The organism is Wolbachia endosymbiont (group B) of Germaria angustata (assembly GCF_964026725.1).
Classification (GTDB): domain Bacteria; phylum Pseudomonadota; class Alphaproteobacteria; order Rickettsiales; family Anaplasmataceae; genus Wolbachia; species Wolbachia pipientis_C.
The window spans coordinates 222,482-244,641 of record NZ_OZ034691.1; the positions used below are offsets into that span (position 1 = coordinate 222,482).

At 34.1% G+C, this 22,160-nt stretch carries 15 protein-coding genes; 13 read left to right on the forward strand and 2 right to left on the reverse strand.

Annotated features, from left to right (window positions below):
- The first annotated feature begins 60 nt into the window (after window positions 1-60).
- The 4 genes from AAGD63_RS01090 to AAGD63_RS01105 all read left to right on the forward strand — a co-directional run bounded on the left by AAGD63_RS01090 (window position 61) and on the right by AAGD63_RS01105 (window position 3,485).
- Window positions 61-1,311, forward strand: a complete 1,251-nt coding sequence (locus AAGD63_RS01090) for a TolC family protein (protein WP_341813528.1) — start codon at window positions 61-63, stop codon at window positions 1,309-1,311.
- 10 nt (window positions 1,312-1,321) lie between these two features.
- Window positions 1,322-1,843 carry a DUF2497 domain-containing protein gene (locus AAGD63_RS01095; RefSeq protein ID WP_341813529.1) on the forward strand — a complete coding sequence of 174 codons (522 nt, stop codon included), beginning with the start codon at window positions 1,322-1,324 and terminating at the stop codon, window positions 1,841-1,843.
- Window positions 1,844-1,918: 75 nt separating this feature from the next.
- A complete protein-coding gene (locus AAGD63_RS01100) occupies window positions 1,919-2,497 on the forward strand; it encodes an RlmE family RNA methyltransferase (RefSeq protein WP_341813530.1) in 579 nt (192 codons plus the stop codon).
- Between the two features lie 178 nt (window positions 2,498-2,675).
- Window positions 2,676-3,485 carry a hypothetical protein gene (locus tag AAGD63_RS01105; RefSeq protein WP_341813531.1) on the forward strand — a complete coding sequence of 270 codons (810 nt, stop codon included), beginning with the start codon at window positions 2,676-2,678 and terminating at the stop codon, window positions 3,483-3,485.
- Window positions 3,486-4,084: 599 nt separating this feature from the next.
- Here the strand turns inward: AAGD63_RS01105 and AAGD63_RS01110 are convergent.
- Complete coding sequence (locus AAGD63_RS01110; protein WP_341813532.1) at window positions 4,085-5,662, reverse strand: lysine--tRNA ligase; 1,578 nt, start codon at window positions 5,660-5,662, stop codon at window positions 4,085-4,087.
- 64 nt (window positions 5,663-5,726) lie between these two features.
- Here AAGD63_RS01110 and AAGD63_RS01115 point away from each other — a divergent pair, with 64 nt between their 5' ends.
- The 9 genes from AAGD63_RS01115 to AAGD63_RS01155 all read left to right on the forward strand — a co-directional run bounded on the left by AAGD63_RS01115 (window position 5,727) and on the right by AAGD63_RS01155 (window position 21,457).
- Window positions 5,727-6,023: a type IV secretion system protein VirB3 gene (locus AAGD63_RS01115; protein WP_006015054.1), complete on the forward strand. Its 297-nt coding sequence runs from the start codon at window positions 5,727-5,729 to the stop codon at window positions 6,021-6,023.
- A gap of 9 nt (window positions 6,024-6,032) precedes the next feature.
- Window positions 6,033-8,438, forward strand: coding sequence for a VirB4 family type IV secretion/conjugal transfer ATPase (locus AAGD63_RS01120; protein WP_341813533.1), 2,406 nt, complete (start codon window positions 6,033-6,035; stop codon window positions 8,436-8,438).
- Window positions 8,431-11,016 (forward strand): type IV secretion system protein, encoded by a 2,586-nt coding sequence (locus AAGD63_RS01125; protein ID WP_341813534.1) that lies wholly within the window; start codon window positions 8,431-8,433, stop codon window positions 11,014-11,016. The genes AAGD63_RS01120 and AAGD63_RS01125 overlap by 8 nt, the downstream gene beginning before the upstream one ends.
- Window positions 11,017-11,033: 17 nt before the next feature.
- Entirely contained in the window at window positions 11,034-13,433 is a 2,400-nt protein-coding gene (locus AAGD63_RS01130) for a type IV secretion system protein (protein ID WP_341813535.1), read from the forward strand.
- A complete protein-coding gene (locus tag AAGD63_RS01135; RefSeq protein WP_341813536.1) occupies window positions 13,430-16,420 on the forward strand; it encodes a type IV secretion system protein in 2,991 nt (996 codons plus the stop codon). The genes AAGD63_RS01130 and AAGD63_RS01135 overlap by 4 nt, the downstream gene beginning before the upstream one ends.
- Before the next feature lie 81 nt (window positions 16,421-16,501).
- Window positions 16,502-19,786, forward strand: a complete 3,285-nt coding sequence (locus AAGD63_RS01140) for a type IV secretion system protein (RefSeq protein WP_341813537.1) — start codon at window positions 16,502-16,504, stop codon at window positions 19,784-19,786.
- Window positions 19,770-20,399, forward strand: a complete 630-nt coding sequence (locus AAGD63_RS01145) for a hypothetical protein (protein WP_341813538.1) — start codon at window positions 19,770-19,772, stop codon at window positions 20,397-20,399. Before AAGD63_RS01140 ends, AAGD63_RS01145 begins: the two co-directional genes overlap by 17 nt.
- Before the next feature lie 104 nt (window positions 20,400-20,503).
- Window positions 20,504-21,052 carry a 16S rRNA (guanine(966)-N(2))-methyltransferase RsmD gene (rsmD, locus tag AAGD63_RS01150; RefSeq protein ID WP_341813539.1) on the forward strand — a complete coding sequence of 183 codons (549 nt, stop codon included), beginning with the start codon at window positions 20,504-20,506 and terminating at the stop codon, window positions 21,050-21,052.
- A gap of 87 nt (window positions 21,053-21,139) precedes the next feature.
- The gene (locus AAGD63_RS01155) at window positions 21,140-21,457 is read left to right on the forward strand and encodes a hypothetical protein (RefSeq protein WP_341813540.1); all 318 of its coding nucleotides are present in this window, start codon (window positions 21,140-21,142) and stop codon (window positions 21,455-21,457) included.
- A gap of 320 nt (window positions 21,458-21,777) precedes the next feature.
- On the opposite strand, the gene AAGD63_RS01160 is transcribed toward AAGD63_RS01155, so the two are convergent.
- Entirely contained in the window at window positions 21,778-22,098 is a 321-nt protein-coding gene (locus AAGD63_RS01160; protein WP_341813541.1) for a hypothetical protein, read from the reverse strand.
- Between the last annotated feature and the right edge of the window lie 62 nt (window positions 22,099-22,160).

Genomic DNA, 22,160 nt, shown 5'->3' on the forward strand with positions numbered 1-22,160 from the left:
TAGTGTCAACAATATTAGTTATTGATTATTAAAGTAATTTATGCTAATAACTTAAACAACATGCTAGAAAGCAAAATGTTTCGATTGATTATTATATTTGTAATTGCTTTTTGTACCATAGGTTGCTATGCAATTGATTTGGAGGAAGCTATAAGCAAAGCTATCAAAAACAGCTCAAAAATAAAGTCTCAATTTTACCAATATAAGAGTGATGAAAAACAACTAAAATCTTCTGGATTGGCTGGGTTTTTACCTGACATCAATTTACAATATAATTTCGATAGTAATTTTAATATTATTAACGGTCTACAAAACTCTGGAAAACGTCTAACATTAAGTCAAAGAATAATAGATGGTGGTGGCACTTTTGCTACATTCAGCCGATCAAATCATCTTCTTAAAGCAGCAAAAATTAGATTTCAGCAATCTAAGCAGGAAGTTGCACTCAGCGCTGTGAAAGCATATGTTAATGTTTTACAAAAGGCAGAAATATTAAAACTGGGGGAACATAAAGAACGTGTTTCTTTAGAATATTTGTCAGCTATGAAAAAACGCTTTTCTCTTGGAGAAGTTACTAATGCTGAGGTTTTGTTCGCAAAAGCAAAATTTTCATCTTCTATATCCAAAAGAGTTGATGCTGAAGGTGAATTAAAGCTCGCTAATATTGCTTACTATCATTTAATTGGTGAAGATGCTGATAATCTTCACGAGACTAATGGTAAACTACCTTCTATACCAGAATTAAATGAATGTTTACAGTTAGCAAAAACTAACAACTTGTCCCTAAAAGCAGCTATTTATAAAAAAAGAGCTGCTGGAATGGAAGTGATTGCTGAAAGTTCCAAGTGGCTTCCTTCTTTGAATCTAAGCGCAAGTAAAAATTTTGGAAAGGACAATATAAAATTAGACACGTTACTAGAAAATGTGAATGTTGTCTTTACTCTTGATATTCCGATCTTTAAAAGAGGAGTTAATGTTTTTGGTGTTAGTAGAGCTAAAATGGATGCAAAACAATCCACTTACGATTATTACGAAGCAGTAAAAAATATAGAACAAGCAGTTGTAAATGCTTGGAATAACGTGCTGACAGCAAAAGCTATTATTAAAGCAAGTCAAGAAGCAGAAAAAGCAGCAGCTTTAGCATTGGAAGGAGTTGCGCAAGAAGTAAACTTAAATTTAAAGAGCACAATTGATCTTTTGGATACTGAAGATGAACTATTTAAAGCACGTTCCGATCTAATTCAGGCAAAAAGCAATTATGTAATTAGTGTTTACAACTTGCTTTTTATGATAAATAGTATAAACCTTTAAATTTAATGGTATGAGCGATAATCAATCTGTAAAAGATATACTAGAAGATATAAAAAAAGCTATATCGGGTAAAAATCCAAATGGCGATAGAGCAGAAATAATAGATGAAGATGATGACGTATTATGCCTTGAAGAGGAGTACCCAGAAGACATCGAAGAAAAAGAAAATAGTGAAGAAGAGAATAATTGCCAAATTGAAAAAATGAATAACCAATTTAATAGCCATAGTTATAACTCAGAAGAGAAAAATTTGTATGATAATATCCAAATGAGTAATAACAAAGTGAGCTATCAAGAACAAAGTAACGAGCATTTAGTTTTAAAAGAAAATATGGAGAAAATTAAAACATTGCTTGAAAAGATGCAAAGCGAACTACGGCATAAACAACAAAAAAGAGCTGATCTTACTGTTGAAGAATTAGTTACATCTCTTTTAAAACCCCAGCTTTCAGAGTGGCTGAATAAGTATCTACATGCATTGGTAAAAGAAGTAGTTGAAAAAGAGCTCAAAGATATAATCAATAATAAGTAGGTTATTAGTATAAAGACCAGAGTAAAAACAGCTAGAGGTAGAAAGTTATCTTCAACAAGATGGCTACATCGCCATTTGAATGATCAGTATGTGCAAAAAACCAATAAGGACGGTTATAGATCGCGCTCGGCATATAAGTTAATAGAAATAGACGATAAATTTAAACTACTCCAACAAGGGCAAAAAATTATTGATCTTGGCGCTTTTCCTGGTGGGTGGTCACAAGTTGCATCTAAGAAAGGAGCGAGTGTGATTGCTGTTGACATAAAACCAATAAACGCAATTAGTGGAGTAGAGTGTATACAGTGTGATATTATCAGCGAACTTGAAATTTTAAGAGAAAAATTCAAGAATCACAAATTTGATGTAATTTTATCTGATATGGCACCAGAATCTTGTGGTTTAAAATCGTTAGATCATATCAGAATTATGCTTTTATGCGAAGCAGCGCTCAATTTTGCAAAGCATTTTTTGAATCATGATGGCAAATTTGTAGTAAAAATTTTTCAAGGAGAGTCTGATAAAGATTTCTGCAATGAGCTAAAAAAAATGTTCAAAACAGTAAGATACTTCAAACCAAAGTCAAGTAGATCTGAATCTACAGAAATGTATTTAGTAAGTTTAGGCTTTATTGGTGGCAACTATTCTGTATAGCAGGTACTTACAGAAACGTTGACGAATCTTATCCTATTAAACTGAAGATTAATAACGCTATTTCCGTTCGAGCAAAGGTACCTTTTTTTGTTTAAATATTTATAATAATTAATTAAATTCTTGACTTTCTTGCTTAAGAATATAATAATTAAAGTATATTATTATAGGAAAAGTTAATATGTCAAGGTACGAAGATTTAACAGAGAAGCAAAAGGAATTATATAATACGTTAAAGGATGCGATAGAAAATAAAAAGGATATTACTCCTATTCTTAAAGAAATTAAAAAAGCAGGCGTATTAAAAGAAGTTCTTACTACTGCAAATATAACTGAAAAGTTACCAGGTGGTACAGAGTATAATCTAACACCGCTTGCCTATGCTATGAATTTCAATAATTTTAAGGAAGAAATCAAAGTTATTTTAGATGTAGCTCAAAAAAATAGTGTATTAGAAGAATTGCTTAATAGCATGCAGGAAAGTGATCGTGCAAATCTCAAGAAGATTTTAGAATCATTAAAAAGTAAAGAGCAAGATGAAGGGCAAGAAACTAAAATTGATAATTGGCTAGCAATAGTTGCAGATAGCATATCTAGTTGTGAAAGTAATGAAAAGCCTTTAGTGCCTGAAAGTAGCGTGCCTAGAACTGAAGAAAATATAGTAAAAACTACTTGTAAAAGTAATGAAAAGCCTTTAGTGCCTGAAAGTAGTGTGCCTAGAACTGAAGAAAATATAGTAAAAACTACTAATAAATCAATAATGATTGGTAGTGTTTGTGGTGTTGTAGCTGCATTAGCAGTTGGTGGTGGATGTTTTGCTGCTGGTGTTGCATTACCAATATTGGCTTTAATTGGTATAGCTGTTGCTGCTTTCGTACTTACAGGACTTGTTACTGGTGGTATTACGTATGAAGTGTGTAAGCCTTGTAATGAGCTAAATGAAGTTGATTCACAACTAGAAGTTTCTTCAGAGTTAGGCGCAACAGTGTAGTTAAGTAGAAGGAAGAAGTCCCTTCTTCCTTTTCAAGTAGCTGACACTGATTTTCATCCCAAATAGTTTCATTCAAGTAGCTGACACTGGTTTCTTACCAAGAAAAACTTAGCATAATTTTTGTGCTCAAAAAAACTTCTGGATTCCAGCATCAAGTTCGGGAATGACATGGTGAAATATTATTAAAGTAGCCTCTGTCCCAGTGTCCATTTGGTGTCATTCAAGTCAGCTCTCTTCTTGTCATCCCAGTACTGGGATTCAGAAAACTGACCAGATTGGTCACGCGCTGGCTCTCTAAAATTACTTTAGCTACAAATATTAAGAAATTTACTAAATAAAAAAAGACAAAAGAATCCCCGTATAGCTAGTTTTAATAATGTAAATTGATAATGTGCTAACAAGCGCGATTTGGCTGAATGTAGAAAAAATAAAAAAAGCCACTATAATTTTATGTAATTTGCTAATAAATATCTGAGTTTTTTACTGAATTTTGTCGTTGAGCCCAAAAACAAGGATAAATACTCTCATTAGTATGATAAGAAAAGTGGGAAAGTTTGTCAAGTAGTAAAACTATAGGCTCAAATGAAAGAAGGTAAACTCTAAAGTGTACGTTCAGTAGCACTTTCTATAAGAGAGATTGTATTATCTATCCCATAAAGCTTGATAAAAGATCCCATTCTAGGACCGGTTTTTTGTCCAAGTAATGTTTCATACAAAAACTGAAACCAATCGCGTAAGTTATTGTAATTATGTTTTTTTCCGATGGAGAAAACCTGAGATTGAATCTCTTCAGCAGTGGCTGTAATAGGCAGGGAATGTAGGTTGTTCTTTAAATCTAGTAACGCTTCTTTCTCTTTTTCGTTTGAAGCTTTATACGCTTTTGTTGGCTTGATAAAGTCGTGATAATACCTAACTGCAAAATCCGAAAGCCTATCTAGCATTTTGTTGCTTTCTGGTGTAACGTTTGGTGCATAAGTTGATATAAAACCCCAAAGAATCTCTTTATTTTCAGCATTACAAGCTGCTGCCAGGTTTAAAAGTAACGAAAAATTTATGCCTGAAGTTTCTACGTTTGGAACTTTACCTTGATGGATGTGCCATACAGGGCTATTTACATCCTTTTCTTCACTCTCATTGTAACGCTTAGCAAACTCTAAATATTCATCAGTTGATTTTGGTATCACATCAAAACATAAACGTTTAGCTTTTTTAGGACTCTGAAAGATGTATAACGCTAAACTCTCTGTGGGTGCATTAGTTAGCCACTCCTCAATTGAAATACCATTTCCTTTTGATTTTGATATCTTCTTTCCTTCTTTATCAAGAAATAACTCATAGCAAAACAAAAGCGGTGGCTTTTCTCCAAGTATTTTACATATTTGACTTGAAAGCACAGCAGATGGAGTCAAATCCTTTCCATGAGCTTCGTAATTAACTCCGAATGCAGCCCACCTCATCCCCCAATCAGGTTTCCATTGCAGTTTACATTTTCCTTTTGTCACTGGAACTTCTATTTTTTCCCCGTTTGGGTCTTCATACGTGATTGTTCCTTTATCTGTATTTGTTTCAATTACTGGAACTTGTAAAACTTGGGAAGTTTTTGGGCATATCGGCAAGAATGGACTGTAAGTCTGCTGCCTTTCTTCCCGAAATGATGGAAGCATTACGTCCATCACTTTATCATAATTTTTCAGCAGGAGTAAAAGTTTTTCATCGTAAACGCCAGATTTATAACACTCTGTTGCACTCCTAAATTCGTATTCAAATCCAAACAAATCAAGAAATTTACACAACAACGAATTCATGTGATGACCATAACTCTCATGAGTGCCAAATGGGTCAGGTATCATGGTTAATGGCTTGTTCAGATTCTCTCTTAGCATTTCCTGATTTGGTACATTATCTGGTATTTTTCGCAAACCATCCATATCGTCGGAAACTGCAATGATTTTGGTTTTTATACTAGGAGCTATTTTTTTTAGAGCGTTTGCAATAACTGTGGTACGAAAAACTTCCCCAAAAGTACCAATATGTGGTAAACCCGAGGGACCATAACCAGTCTCAAATATTATCTCTTTTTTATTAGGGAATTCTTGTAGTATTTTTTCTGCTTCTTGAAATGGCCAGCTTGTAATCATTGAATTTAAATTAATTATCTTACCTAAAGTGCTATTCATTTCAATAGATTTTTAATTAATGATGTAGTATTAGTGTTAGAGCTCTTATTAGAAGGTTAAAGATATGTCTACTGGCAGCATACAAACGAATCAATTATTTAAAGGTCTTACAAGACCTGCAATGCTCTTTGGTGTGAGTTATATGTTTGCAATATTAAACGTTCTAATTTGCATGCTAATTTTCATTAATACAAATGATCTTAGAGTAATTCTCCTGATGTTACCAGGTATACATGGACTTGGCTATATAGCTTCTGCAAAGGAACCGTTGTTTATTGAGTTATTTATGGTAAAGTTGGGAAAATGCTCCAAATGTTTAAATCGGTTTTATCATGGAGCCAATTCTTATGACATTACTTGATGTTATGCAATGTTGAGATTTAGAGCTATTCAATCAAAGAATAAATCTATTCTAAGTAGAGAGGTTCACGCTGCTGAATTTATACCTTATTCTTGCTATTGGAATAGTACAACCTTGATAACAAAGCAGAATTGGTTAGTTAAATTTATAAAATTAAATGGCTTTGCGTTTGAAACGGCCGATGATGAAGACTTGGTGATACAAAATAATATCAGAAATCAGATGCTAAGAAGCATTTCATCTCCAGCATTTAGTTTGTACTTTCATACCATCAGGCGTAAGAAGAATATCTTTTCTGATGAATTTGCAAACCAGAGTTTACCAAATTTTTTTGCTAACCATGTAAATCTAAAATGGAGAGAAAAACACGCAACTAGGCAATCTTTTATTAATGATTTATACATTACGATTATTCGTAGGGCAGATACAAAGGGAGTAGAATTTTTATCACATCTACTGAAAAATTTTGGGCATGTAACTTCAAAACATGCTTGGGAAAGTGATATGCGTGATACCTATGAAGATTTAGAGGAAACGACAAATCGTATAGTAACAAGCCTTAGGAGTTATTTGCCTAAAGTCCTTGGAGTAAAAGAAACTCCAAGCGGACTGTTTTGTGAAATGATGGAGTTTCTGTCTAGAATTGTAAATTGTGGCTTTGTTACAAATACGCTTTTTCCACTAAAAACTGAAATATCAAGATACTTACCAGTTCATAGGTTATTTTTTGGCCATAAGATGATACAGGTTGTGACTCATAATGAAAGTAAATATGCTGGAATAGTTAGTATCAAAGAATATGGAAATAATACTTCTGCAGGAATGCTTGATTCTTTTTTACAACTTCCTTATGAATTTATTATCACGCAGTCTTTTCAATTTACAAATAGGCAAATGGCAATTGCGAAAATGCAGATACAGCAAAATCGTATGATACAATCTGCAGATAAAGCTATTTCTCAAATATCAGAAATTTCTCATGCGCTTGATGATGCAATGAGTGGTAAAATTGCGTTTGGTGAACACCATTTAACTATCTTATGTATAGAAAAAAGCCCTAAATCATTGGACAATGCTTTATCATTGGTTGAATCGGAGCTTTCTAATTGTGGTGTTTATCCTGTTCGTGAGAGGGTTAATCTAGAACCAGCATTTTGGGCGCAAATTCCTGGTAATTTTGATTATATAGTAAGAAAAGGTACAATAAGTAGTCTTAATTTGGCCGGTTTTGCATCTCAACATAATTATCCTACTGGTAAAAAATTCAATAACCACTGGGGAGATGCTGTTACAGTTTTTGATACAACATCTGGCACTCCATTTTTCTTCAACTTTCATATAAGGGATGTTGGACATACTATGATAATTGGGCCAACAGGTGCTGGCAAAACTGTTTTAATGAATTTTTTATGTGCTCAAGCAATGAAATTTTCTCCAAGAATATTCTTTTTTGATAAAGATCGCGGTGCAGAAATTTTTTTAAGAGCACTTGGTGGTATCTATACTATAATAGAACCAAGAACTAAGACAAATTTTAATCCTCTGCAACTTGACGATACTCCTGATAATAAAACATTTTTGATGGAATGGATAAAATCTTTAATTTTAGTGTACAACGATAAATTCACTTCAGAAGATATTGCTAGAATTAATGATGCAATTGAGGGAAATTTTAAATTAAAAAAAGAAGACAGATTTTTGAGAAATCTTGTACCATTTTTAGGACTTGCGGGCCCTGATACTCTAGCTGGAGCAATATCTATGTGGCATGATGATGGCTCTCATGCTGCAATATTTGACAATAAAGAAGATTTGCTAGATTTTTCAAAAGCAAGAGTGTTTGGCTTTGAAATGGCTAGCTTGCTAAAAGATCCTGTTGCTCTTGGGCCGGTCTTGATTTATTTGTTTCATAGGATTAGTATATCACTTGATGGCACTCCATCTATTATTGTTCTTGATGAAGCATGGGCGTTAATAGATAATCCAGTTTTTGCACCTAAGATAAAAGACTGGTTGAAAGTGCTGAGAAAGTTAAATGCTTTTGTGATTTTTGCTACTCAGAGTGTTGAAGATGCAAGTAAAAGTGCTATTAGTGATACACTTGTACAGCAGACAGCAACACAAATTTTTTTGCCAAATCTGAAAGCTACTAGTGTCTATCGAGATGTTTTTATGTTAACTGAACGTGAGTACATACTGATCAAACACACAGATCCAAGTACTAGATTCTTTTTAGTAAAGCAGGGAGTTAATGCTGTAGTAGCTAGAATAGATCTGAAAGATTTGGATGATGTGGTCAACGTGTTATCTGGACGTGCAGAAAGTGTCCTATTGTTACATGATATACTGAAAGAAGTCGGAGATGATCCAAAGATGTGGTTGCCTGTGTTTTATCAAAAGGTGAAAAATGTTTAAAACTAAACTGTCATTACTGTTAGTTGCGATATTTTTGTTAAATATAGATTTTTTGCTCTCATATCCAGTGTTTGCAGATACAGTAAGTGGTACTGACAAAACGGAATTTGTTAGCAGATTTAATTCTATTGGCAGCTTTAGTCGTGCTTCTAATCCTGACTGTAAGGCGTTTGAAACAGCTGCAGCAGTTGCTGGGATAGCAATTGCTATTGGTGCAATATTTACTGGTATTGTTTTGATTGTCTCTTCTGCTGGTTTATTTACTGCTCTTGTTATCGTTGGAATGATAGCTGCAATTGTTGGAATCTGGAAGGCAGTGGGGGGGCTTATTGTTTGTCAGCATAGTTTTGTTAGGCATCCAGTTGCATACGATAATGATGGGAGATATAAAAATTTTAAACTAAAAGACACAGGTTATAGTGGTGACACAGATAAAAATTATCGAACAGAAGATGAATATTTTTCTGCATTACAGAAAAGATCAGGAAAAGATGGAAAACAAACAGAGAAAGATATTTTAAACTTTACTGATTGGGATGTTGTGAATGTTGATAGGGAACACTACTACTGGCCAAAAAATGGTGTGCAATATAGTGAATACATAGAAGTATGTCATCGCAATCCTTTAACATTTGGCAACCTTTTCAAGACGAATGACTTTAATTTCAGAGGGGAAGATGGATACATAGACTTTGATATCAGAGAGAAAGATACTGGATATGAAAGTGGGTCATGGTCTCCGAAGGTTGATGGCGATCTAGAATGTAAAGTGCTTAAAGCTGGACAGAGCGAAGACATATATGGATCAACGTTCAGGGCACTGAGAAAAATGGGTAGGTTATGTGTGGAATTGGCTGAAGTTAGGGCAGCTGGAACTGTTTGGCCGCAAGGAATTGATATAGGATGCACGGAATTACCACCTGATCCGATTGCTCCTATGTGTGAACAATCTGTGATATTATTCAAAAATAAAGATGGTACAGGTGGTGAAGAAAGGAGTTTTATCAACAGGGATGACGATTATAAAACTCTTATCAGGAAAAAAGAAAAAGAAGGAAAAATTTTTGTAGGTTATGACAATAAAAGCTGTTTTAGCTCGTATGTCTCTGAAGCTTGCTACAATCAAGCGGGAAGTAAGTCATTATCTCCTATTCCCATAACTTCTATGATAGTGCAATGTATTAAGGAGTCGTTAGATAATTTAGTGGCAGGTATTGATTCAAGTGGTAACTTACTTACAGACAAAAATGGACATGCTAAGGGTAGTTTTTTGTCTGTAGCACAAGGAAGGTTGAAAAATACTGTAACTGCTGTTCTAGTTTTAGCTTTAATACTGTTCTCTATAAAAGTTATGTCTGGTGGAGTGCGTAGTCCGCAAGAAATGTACATGTTGATCATTAAATTCGCTTTAGTGATTTACTTTACGACAGGTAGCACTATGTTTCATTATTACGGGGAATTAACAAAGCTTTCAAATGGTTTGTCAGAGATAGTGCTTAAAGCGTCATCTGAAAGTAAAAATATATGTAATTATGAGTCAGGTACAGATTATGAATACGATCGCGCAGGAAAGAGGGTATCCTACAGTTATCTTGCACCTTGGGATAGGCTTGATTGCAGAATTTTATTTTATTTAGGTGCCCCTTTAGATGGAATTGGTGGCAAAATTGGTACTGGAGGTGTTGCAACGTTAGCGGTTTTGCTTGGCGCTGCTCCTGTCTTATTAGTTGCAGGTTCGGTGATTGGTATTATTTTCGCTGGTGGACAGATCTTAGTAGCTCTTGTCTGTATATTTATGGCCATTTTGATGATGATGGTTATTTTGTGGATGTGCTATGTATTTATCTTATCTTTAGTTGCGCTTAGTGTAATTATCATCTTATCGCCTTTATTCATTCCTATGGTTTTGTTTCAACATACTAAGGGATATTTTGATGGTTGGCTAAAAGAGTTAATTACCTACAGTTTATACCCAGTTATCCTTTTTGCGTTTTTATCCTTTATGTTCATAGCATGTGATAAAATCTATTTTAAAAATTTAAATTTTAAACTGGACGAGTCATATAAAAATGAACAACCAGACAAGTCATATGAAAAGAAACAAGCAGAAATCTCATATAGTAAGAAAAAACAGTGGTTTAAGTTGAAAGATAGGGAATGTGATAAAAATGAAACTACTCTCGCATGTATGATGCAAAATTATAGCTTTAAAAAGAGCAGCATACTTGGTCTATTCGACTTTACATACATGGAGTTTGGCAGCTCTCTAATCGGAGAATTATTAAAATTGTGTTTAGTATTATTCCTCTTTTACCACTTTTTAAACGTTCTTCCCGGCATGGCTGCTGAGCTTGCTGGTAATCACAGAGCAGCACTTGGTTCAGGTAGCACTCCTGCACAAATGGTGAATAAAGCTTTATCTGCTGCCAAAGCTGCTGCCAAAGCTGCTGCTGGAGGTGCTGGTCAAGTTGCTGCTGCGGCTGTAAATAAGGCAAGAGGGGCTATTGGAGGAGGTGGAGATGATAATAAGGGATCGGGATCTTCCTCTAGTGAATCTATAAAATCAGGTGGAGAGTGAGCGCAGGTGAGTAACAGATGTTTGAACATTTGAGCAACCAAAATTTGGTTAAGCTATGCATAAGTTTTGTGATACTCTTTTTATTATCTGGGTGCGGGTGTATTAAGCCAGAAGATTCATCAGGCTTGCGTGAGAAATTGGATATAGTGTCAACAGAGCAGAAATGGGTTGATTCTGGAGTCTATATTTCGGATGAAATAAAAGTAACAGAGATTAATATAGTACCTAATAAGGTTAATTTTTGTTCGCAATATAAAGATTTTGCAATTGAACCTGGAGTAAGAAACGTTACATTACCGTTTGCGCTTAAAGCTGGCGATGCGATAAGCTTTAGTGTTGTTGGAAGTAAAATGTGTAAAAACAATAATGGCATGGTCACCTACAAAAAAATTGACGAAAATTGCGGTGAAGGAGAGACGGAGTATTTTGCACATGTTTTAAATCAAAATGAATGTCAGGCAATATGGCAAAATGGAGAATACAAGTACACAATATGTCCTAATAAATATGAAATAGGCAATGCACAATGGTTAAATGGAAAAGAGTACTGGTCTTCAGAATTAGATCAAAGTGAAAGAGAGGAAATTAGAAATGTCATCGACTCTATAAAACAGCAAGGGGAAAATGTAGACTGTAGGAAGCTTTCAGAGAGCAGTGCAAGTAAGATAGATACGCGCATTTTAAATTTACTCTGTGGACGTATATGTAAATTTTCTTTCGGCAGCGGAGAAAAAGGTTGCATATATATTGAATACAATAGTATAGAAGGTGAGATATTCAATACTTTAAATTCTAGAGGTGAATCTGTTATTGCTGAAATTATTGATAACGTATTAAAGGAAAAACGGGTAAAAACTGACATTACACTATTACGTGTTCACATGGATAATGAGGAATTTGAACACATTCCAGGAAGCGGTATATGTATTAACTGTGATCATAAGATAGATCGTAACCATCCAAAACCAGAGTTAACTTTTAGTTTAGGTGATGGTAAGGGCAAGGGTGGTTTCAACATAAGAGTAACAAGAATCCCTAATTTAGAAAAAAGCTTATATATAAGCGTTTCTGACAAATTTCCTGAGCGTGAGCCCGATGAAACTCAGGGAGATATACCTGTAGACATTAGCAAAGTTTATAATACTCAATATATGGAAGGCTTAAAAGAAAAGCTAAAGGACAAGAGTGGCACTATATATTACGGAATAAGAGATCATGGCTGTGATTATAAGAAAAATGAGGGTCAGTTTAGCATTAACCTTACAACTAAAGAGCCACCTGTAAGAACTTTTAGTGCGATATATAATTTTTTTGATGAAAAAGTAAAAACTGCATTTTTCGGTTCTAGCTACAAAGACACTAACGCGATTCACTCTGATACTAGCCCTGTGAAGTCTCTTTATCAAAGTTTTGTAGCATCAAATAGAACAAATACCATCAGATCTACAATAGTGTCGTTATTAGTATTATATATAGTTTTATACACCCTTTATTACTTTTTTGGATTGTCTCATGCTTCTATATATGAATTTTTAATTATATGTGTAAAGATAGGAGTTATTACCCAATTGCTGAACGATAACAGTTGGAGTTTTTTTTATAACAATGCATTTTCTATTTTTGTTAATGCTCCAAAACAGTTAATAGAAATAGCAAATTTCAGAGGTACAACATCAAATGTTTTTGAATTTCTTGATTTACCGCTCAATAGGTTTTTATCAGCACACTCAGTGTTACTAATAGTATCTCTTATATTCTCCGGTCCTTTGGGTATTGTATCGTTTTGCTTGGTGATTTGGGGTTTGATAACAGTGAGCTTATCGATGTTTAACGCCTTATTTTCTTTTATCACATCTATAGCAATAGTTGCATTATTGCTTTCCTTGGCGCCTCTTTTTATTATTTGCCTTCTATTTGGATATACTAGACAGATGTTTCACAATTGGGTCAAAAATTTAGCAAGATTTGCAATTCATCCGGTAGTGCTTTTAATTTTTATATCATTAATAAGCCAGGTTATGGATTATATTGTGTATTCGGTCTTTAATTTTGAGGTCTGTCCTACATGTATACTTAATCTTAACTTAAAGATTTTTAATCCTTGTATTATTTATGGTTATGCTTCCAAACATGCACCTAACATCACAGCTATGATGGCTTTTGTGATTTTGGGACATGCTATGAAAGCTTTAGTTGAGGCATCTTCAACAATATCTGATTCGTTGTTTGGTGTTTATGTAGCAAGCGAACCAGGAAGGCAATATCAGCAAAGCTTAATGGGAACAGTAGGTTTAGATGAACAAAGTATCCAAAGAAGAGCAGGTCAGCAATCTGGTACACCAAGTCGAAGACCTCAAATACCACAATCAGCTCAAAGATCAGCACCTAAAATACCGACAAACACAGGAAATCAATGATGAGCAGAAAATCATTATTATTGATACTATGTCTTGTAATTACTGGCTGCACAATGGATTGTGTTGAACCTGGGTTGCAGAGCAGAAATACTAGTATCAGTATAAATGTTCCAGTTCGTGAAGCTGGCGAAGGAGTTAAAATTCATTGGGTTGATTCTGGTCAAGTAATTAGCAAGGATGAGAAAATCAAATTTACTCTTGGTGGGTCAGTAAATCTTTGTCCTCTTAAAGAAGGGAAAAATTCAAAGAGAGTACTTGTGCCCGCTGTATTTTGTGCTAATGATTTAATACCAAATTACAGTAATAAGTTAACTGATAATGCTAGTCTTGATGAACGAGAAATATGTGGGGACATAGGCTTTGGAAATAATGAATTCTATAGCAATAGACGTTATGTAGATACTGGAATTAAAGCAAATCCTGGTGATAAGTTAAGCTTTAGCTTAGTTCCCAGAGAGATAACGATTGATTATGACAATCCACAAGGAAAAGGTATCAGTTTTGATGATAATTGCTATAGAACTGAAAAAGGGGATGAAAAAGACAGAGCTACAATAAGAGACATGCTAAACGGAGGAAAGTTCTTTTGTGGAGAAAGTGGTAAAAGAACTGTAGTAGAATTTCCGCCGCTGAATAAAGAAGAAATGAATAAAAGAAAAGTGTTAGTTGGTAACGGCTACACTCCATACGATAATAAAGTACATTTTAATAAGGATTATATTGAAGATGAAAGTCCATGGATGAATGGTGCGTTGTTAGATCTACGACGAACTAAAATAGGATTGAATGAATTATGTGGTGGGAAAAACTGCGATTTTAACAAGATGAAAAAGTATAGCTCTATTGGAATAGAGTTGAAACGATTATGCAAAGGAAAAAATTGCGATTTTGACGAGATGAAAAAGTACAGCGCTTATGAGCTTAATTGTTACTATCAGAGCATATGCTACAATGAAGAGGGTATATGGAGTTCTGGGATAGGTGCGGAAGGAAAGCGAAATTGTGTTTCTTCTGTCAGGTACGAGAAGTATGATAAAGACAATAAATGTGACATGTATTCTCACCTTAAAGGTATTGAGGATGAACTAAAAAAGATTGAAGAAAATAAGAGGGATTCTAAGCAGATTGACATTAATTTAATATCAAATTCTAAATTAAACTTCAAAGAGGACAGAGGAGATATTTCTTGGGCCGAAGCTCTTGTTGCAAAAATTGGCGATCTTGATGATCAGAATACTGTTCAATGTTTTCCAAAAAGAAAAGAAACAAATGATGGACTAGTATGCTCAAAAATAAGTGATAATTTTAGGGATTTTTCCTTAAAGTTAAATCATGACTATGGGGTAAATAAAAAGGTGAAACCTGGTAGTAGTGTAATGCTTGCTATAGCAAGCAATGGCAATTACTTTCTTCATAGAGGTGGATATCATGTTGAAGTAACTAGATCATGTAACTTCGATAGTGGCAAAAAATTGTATATGTACTTGGGTGATAGTCCGCCAGGAGATCCATCTGCTCGAAAGACTAATAATTTCAAAAAAGTAAAGAAATTAGATAAAATAACAGAGGATAATGTAGACTATTACATAATAGATGGAAGTCATTTAAAGGATAAAGAGTCTAAAAAGATATACTTTGGTATTAATGTAGAAAACGTAAAGAAAGATGATATTACGGACAAAGAAGGCAAATATTATGAAGATAACAAATACACAGTAAATTTATTTTTAAAAAGAAAAATAAACGATTTTATTTCATCCACTGTAAACAAGATTTTTTATTTCATAACAGACGGGAGTGAAGACGGAATTAAAATTCCATATGAAGGATATAGAAAAGGGCTTCTACAAGGAGTAAGAGCTTTGCTTATTCTATACGTTATATTTACTGTTGTTGGCTATATGCTAGGAACAATACAATTAAGTAAATTCGATTTTATTATAAGAATATTCAAAATAGCATTTATAGCTTTTGCTTTTAGTGATAGAAGTTGGGAATTCTTTGGTACAACTTTGTCTGGGCTTTTTGTTGATGGTAGCATTTATTTGATTGATAGTTTTTCTGGCTATATAGGAGAAGGAGGTAAAAAATTTGCATTCTTAGACTTAACAGCAGGAGTATTATTCACAGCAGAAACTTGGTTAAAATTTTTATCGTTGATGCTCTCTGGTCCTTTTGGCTTTATTGCATTTTTGGCAATACTTTATGCCACTTTTGTGTTTTTAAGATGCATTATTAGTGCTACGTTTAAGTATGTAATATCTACTGTTTTAGTAGCATTTTTATTATCGTTGGCACCTTTATTTATCGTATTTATTCTATTTCAACAAACTAAAACATTATTTGATAATTGGATAAAAACGCTGGCTCATGTTTCATTGCAACCAGTCATTTTATTTTCATCCTTGTCTCTTTTAAACCAGTTAATGTATTCAGTTCTATACAACCTCACAAATTTTTCTGCATGCTATCAATGCTTAATTAGTGTAAATTTTTTATCGTATGATCTGTGTCTTATGAAATCAATATTACCTCTTGGGTATAGTCCTGGTACTAGTGTTGATGTTGCGCTCAGTACTGGAGAAAGGGCTGGTGGGCACTTTGCAGCATTACCTATAGATCTAATCCAGGCATTTATATATCTCATCATTGCTAGTGCAATGGAAGCTTTTGTTTCTATATCAGAAACTATGGCGCAGGCGTTGTTCAGCTCTGGTTATGGAGTTGCCCATAGTGTTAGTCATATTTCTAGGAGCGCATCACAAGCTATGCTGTCAACTGTTGGCCTTGATGATAGAACCCAAAATATGATACATAACATCAAGCAGGGAATGAGTAAAGATCGTAGCAAAATTGAAGCTAAATTGCCTGATATACCAAAGCAAGCAGATGGGAAAGCGAGTACTGGCAGAGAAATGAGCAAATCTGAAACACTAAGCCAGCCAAAGGATTCTGATAAAACAAAAGGACAAGTCAAGGAAGATTGATGAGATATATGGAGTAACTAATTAAAAAGATATTTGAAGTAAGGTTTTAGAAATTTATTCTGTATTGGAAAAAGTTTAGGTATGCAATCACGCTTAGGCAAATGTTGGTTTAGGTTATTAATTTTGGTAATCTTTGTGCTGGTTATAGGTTGTAGTAAGAATGATATGCCTTTTCCAAGATGTATATCTGCTGATTATTTTGGTCCTGAACCCATTGCAATTGGTGCTCATTTTCCAATCGGTCATGATGCGTTTTTTCCAGAAGGTGAAAGTGGAGAACCTATTGATCCTGAAACCGGAGAAATCAATTATGGTTTTCACCCTAATCAAGTAGTGAAGTGGAAGGATACCGGCCTTGAAACCAATGGAGATAGTTTAGTAGTACGAGTAAATGGTGCATGGACATCTTGGAGCAATAGTAATAAGAAGGAATCTCAAAATAGTTATAGTTTGGAAAGTTTGGAGCAGTTAAAATATGCAACCAAATTTGAAAGAGGGGAAGGTGACAACAGTCTGCCTGACTTTCACTTGGTTTGTAATGATTATAAACCTAGCATACAAAAATTTTCAAGTAAGCCTAATACAAGTTGCACTGTAAATTGCAAGTGCATTAATGAAGATGATAGCGCAAATACAGTATCACGTGGTGCTCCATGTTGGTTTACTAACGGCCATGGTGCTTATCTTTTATTTAAAAGGCCTAGCGATTCTAGTCCTAACGAAAATTTAAAATCCATGCGTAACCCTGAGTCTCCTACTGTACATCTAGGTTACAATTCCGTAGCGGAAGATGGAAGTGGGCTTTTTACTTTAGACAGAAATAACACCACATTACAGGACAGAAATTGTAATAAGGTGGGGTTAGAAAAAGGATGGAAAATATATGTAAAGATATTAGATAGATATTATCTAGATAATGTAGGTGGCTACTCTTTTGAATTTTTGAACGGAGTGCAGAAACCAAGTAACTTTGGATTTTTTGATTACGTTTATAACTATCTAAAATGTGTATTATTGATTAACGAAAATTGTAAAAAGCATTTTGATAGCAATGATCCTGCAGCTGCACAGGCGATGTTCAAAAATATAGCTGAAAAAAGTACGAGCTTTCACAATTTTGTTCTTTCCTTGCTTGTTCTATTTGTAATGATTTCATCGCTTCTTTATCTTTTTGGCATGATACGAGAAACTAAGCATGATATGCTCATCAGAATGATGAAAATCACTCTAGTAATAGTGCTTATATCTCCTGGAAGTTTTAGATTTTTCTATGATCATTTTCTTGTTTTATTCGTTAAAGGTCTTGAACACTTGATAAGTGTAATTACTAACTTTGCTCCCAACATGAACACCGGAAGTATTACTCAAGGAGATGAAGCTAAGTTGTTTAGCTTCATGGAGGACATGTTCAATAAGTTTTTTTCTTATTCTGTTTGGAAAAAGTTTGCAGCATTTTTACATTATCAAATGTGGGCAAGTCTCCTTATGATACCGGCAATTTTTATAGGGATTGTCTTATATTTCCTGCTGTGTATGTATGCTTACATAATATTCCTTTCTGGTTTTATGGGTATAGCTTTTCTTGTAGCTATAATGCCGCTATTCCTAATCTCTATTTTATTTTCACCACTGAAAAGTCTATTTGAGGGTTGGATAAAATTATGTATTAGTTTCTGTTTGCAATCAATTATGATATTTACCCTGCTGTCATTACTTGCTGCGATGATAATGAATACCTTTTATAAACAGTTAGGCTTTACTGTGTGCTATAATAAATGGCTTGAAATAAAGTTATGTGCTCCAAAATGGGTATTTGGTGGTTTTTGTATAATTGATAAAGAATACTTTAGCTGGACTCCAGGGCAAATTTTTGTACCTTACACTCTTGGAGAAGCTTCTTCTCTTAACATGGATAAAAGTATAGAAGGTATAGAAAAGATAAGCAGAGAAGGTGGTACAATAAAATTTACTGGAGGCGCTGGATATATCCCGCTTCCACCGAATTACCCTAAAGATAAAAATGGTGAACATATAAAAGGGTTTCGTTATATAGATTACCCTTTCTTTAACCCAGTGCCTGGTACTGAGAAAAATCCAGCAGACCATTATATAGCAGAAAGTGATATAGTAGTTGATGCTAATTGTAGTGAAAAAGATCTAGTGCGTCTAACGAATAGTTTATTACATGCATCAGAGAGGGCTGACATTATATTACTGATCAACAATATAGAGAAAAGGATAGGTGATGTTAGTGAAATAATAAAACGCTACTGTCAAGATATAAATAAATGCAATAGTTATAGGGAAATAATTAATGAAATAAGATCTTTAGTGCGGAGTGCGGTAGAAAAACAAGGTTGTAGAATACTGAAACTTCATGATTTATATAAGGATCACAACAGTGAATACTGTCAGAAATGTAAAGATTGTAAAGATTGTAAAGATTGTGAGGATTGCAAAAATTATCAAGAAAATAGTGATTACCAAAGGGTGCAAGACATACAGAGAGGTTATTTAATCAACGCAGGAGAGATCTTTGTATTGTTCTTGCTTTCGTTTTTGATGTTTTCTTTGAAGGAGTTTGTACAACAGATGGGCTCAAGCATTGCCGGTGGTGGGTTTGGTGTTTACAATATATCTAGTATGTATCAAGCATCACCTCTAACTGGTGTCACAGAGGGATTAAAGCAGCAGTGGCAGAACTTTGCTGGCGGAAAGTTAGAGTCTTTAGGTGATTGGGCTACTCATGTACCAGACAGATTAGCTGGAGGTACAGCTAATTTGCTAGGTAGAATACCAGGAGTTGGGGGTGTGCTGAAATATGCTATTAATGTGCCACGTAAGCTTGTAGGTGCTACTATTGAAGCAACAAAATTTGCAACATCACCTAAAAATGATGTTGATAAGCTTGAGGAAAAAATCTACAGGGCGTTTGGAATTGATAAAGAAGATATTGCACATAGAAGAATTGATAAATATTTAGAATATTATAAAGGATATGTAGGATCACATTTGGGCTATACAATAGAAGATGCTATGAAGTTTACTTGGGAACATGGTCTCGACTCTATAGGAATTAACCCTGCTACAGGAGAAAAGGATGGTTACCAGCATAATCTACTCTATAGAGCAAAAACATATAGACGGGAATTTCTTGAGAAGCTTCATGACTACACTATTGGCCGCAAGAGAGAACCAGAAGAAGATGAATCATCAAAAGAAAATAAGCCTAATCAATCAAATCGAAAATTAGGTACGGAACCAGAAACCCTAAAAAACACTACAGAAGCTATACGTGCCGGAGAAGATAGAGAGCGTCAAGATAATGAAAGGAATGAGAACATAGAGAATGATGAAGAATCGTAATTTCAAAGGGCTAAGTTATTATGGTCTTCAGCAAGACGAAGATGGTAATATCAAGTTAAACGATTACAATGATATTTTAAATGCACGCAGAGCAAAAGTGGACTTATTGCTAGATAGCACTAAGCAAGGTGATGTTAGTCTTTCAAAGCTAAATAAAGCTCTGAATGAGAGATTTATAGATGATAAAGGGCTATCGTCAGAATTTGACAAAGAAGACAAAGAAATTGCACAGAAGGAGCTTAAGATGTTCTCTATTTTAGATGATCTTGATAATCTTGCAAACATTGAAAGTGAAGATCTATTAGAGGTTAGTTTGTTACTATCAGATCTTAGTTTTATAGAGAGAAATATTGTGTTGAATGCCGATCAGAGTTCTGATCTAATAGGGTTCAAAAGTCTATTTATAGAAAAAAAAGCATCTGGTGAGGAATATAGTGATGAAGAGTGTCACAATTTCCTCGATAGTATAGAGAAAATCAATACTTTAATTAAGTTAGAGTTAGAAAGTAGAATTGAAGGGATGGGTCATGATGAAAAAAACAACCATGATGATTTACAAGATGAGATTGGTCATGCAATCAGTATAGAAAATAAATCAAAGAAAAGCGATTGATCTTGCGTTCCTCCACAAGCAACCTTCTTTCTATTAGACTGCTGAAGCTATGTTGACATTAAATGTGTATTATAAATAATTAGTTAACTTCGAACTTGTTTTATATGTTACGTGTTATTGCGGGTAAATATCGTGGAAGAAAAATAACTACAGGCAAGAATTTATCTGTACGGCCCACTATGAGTAGTGTCCGAGAAGCAATATTTAGTATACTTTCTTCAAGAAAACCTATTTACAACCTAAATGTACTTGATTTATTCTGCGGAAGTGGCTCTTTTTCATTTGAAGCACTTTCTCGAGGTGCTAAACATGCATTCATGGTAGATTCAGATTATTACAATTTGCAACTGCCTAAAAAAACAGCAGAAGATTTTGGAATTACGAACGATATCACGTTAATTTGTTGCAATGCTAACGTATTACCAAGACCTATTTCAAAGTGCGATATAGTTTTTATGGATCCACCTTATAATATCAATCTGATTAACTCAACTTTAGACGAGTTAGCTCACTCAGGATGGTTAAATGATAATGCGTTAATAATTCTAGAAATGAGGAAAAATGAAGGTTTTGAGTGCAATAAAAACTTCAATATAATTGTGGAGCGTACCTACGGTATTGCAAAAATAATTTTTCTTTCTTCACTCACTTGAATTTCTTTTGTAAACATCTATAGCTAAGCTAAGTAAGATTTTTCCGAGGACTGAAAGAAAAAATCAATTCGTTTTGGTGGGAATAGGGTGTGTAACAGCAAATCAATACGAGTTGATATACTAGAAGAAGCAGTATGGAAAGAAATGAAGATGGTACTCAAAGAACCAGAGGCAATGACAAAGGTTAGACTTTTAAAATATGAAAATAAGCATGCAAAGGATGAGATTGAAAAACGCGCAGATAAAATAGAACAAGGTATAGAAAGATTAGCTTATGTATATGCAAGGGGTCATATAACGAAGGAAAAGTATGACTTAGAAGTTGAGAGCATGGAAAAGGAGTTAAAGGAATCAGAGATCAAAGGGAAGAAGCTATCGATGAAAAGAGGCTACAGAGAGAATTAGATTTTATCACAAACAGTGTAGAAAGTTTTTCCTCTGAGAGAGCTTAATCAAGCAGACTATGAAACTAAACTTGATATAATAAGAAAGTTAGTTCAACGCATTGAAATTGACGATGATAACGTACATATAGTGTTTCGATTGAAAGAACTTACTCTCGAAAGGCAAAAAAAAGTGTTCGACATTGTATCGGGATTCCAGTGTCAAGCACTGGCATGATACCTTTTATTCTTATGGTGGTCTTATCTGTCTACCTTATTTTATCACTCTGCTAAACGGATAAAAAAAAGAAGATATTAGTTTACTAATATCTTCTTTTGTGATTAAAAATACATTGGATCTTGATTGTGTATTTCATCTACTATAAGCAATAATTTTTCGCTTTCATCATAGAGACTTTTTGTACTAGCTGCTAATTTCTCACTAATTTGTGAACGAAGTTCGGAAAGTTCAAGACTATAAAATGATAATACTTGAAGACATTGTTGTAGGCATTCTTGCAGTGATGAACTATTTTGACATTTATTGGAGCATATACGCATAATGTCTCGAATTACACTGTAACTTGAAAAATCATCCAACTTTTGTTGTAAATCTACTCCCTTTTCCTCACTATTGAAACCCTGTAAATTTCCTCGAAACATAATACATTCCTTAATTTTGCAAATATACTAATATTAGTATATAAATATGAATATTATATTAA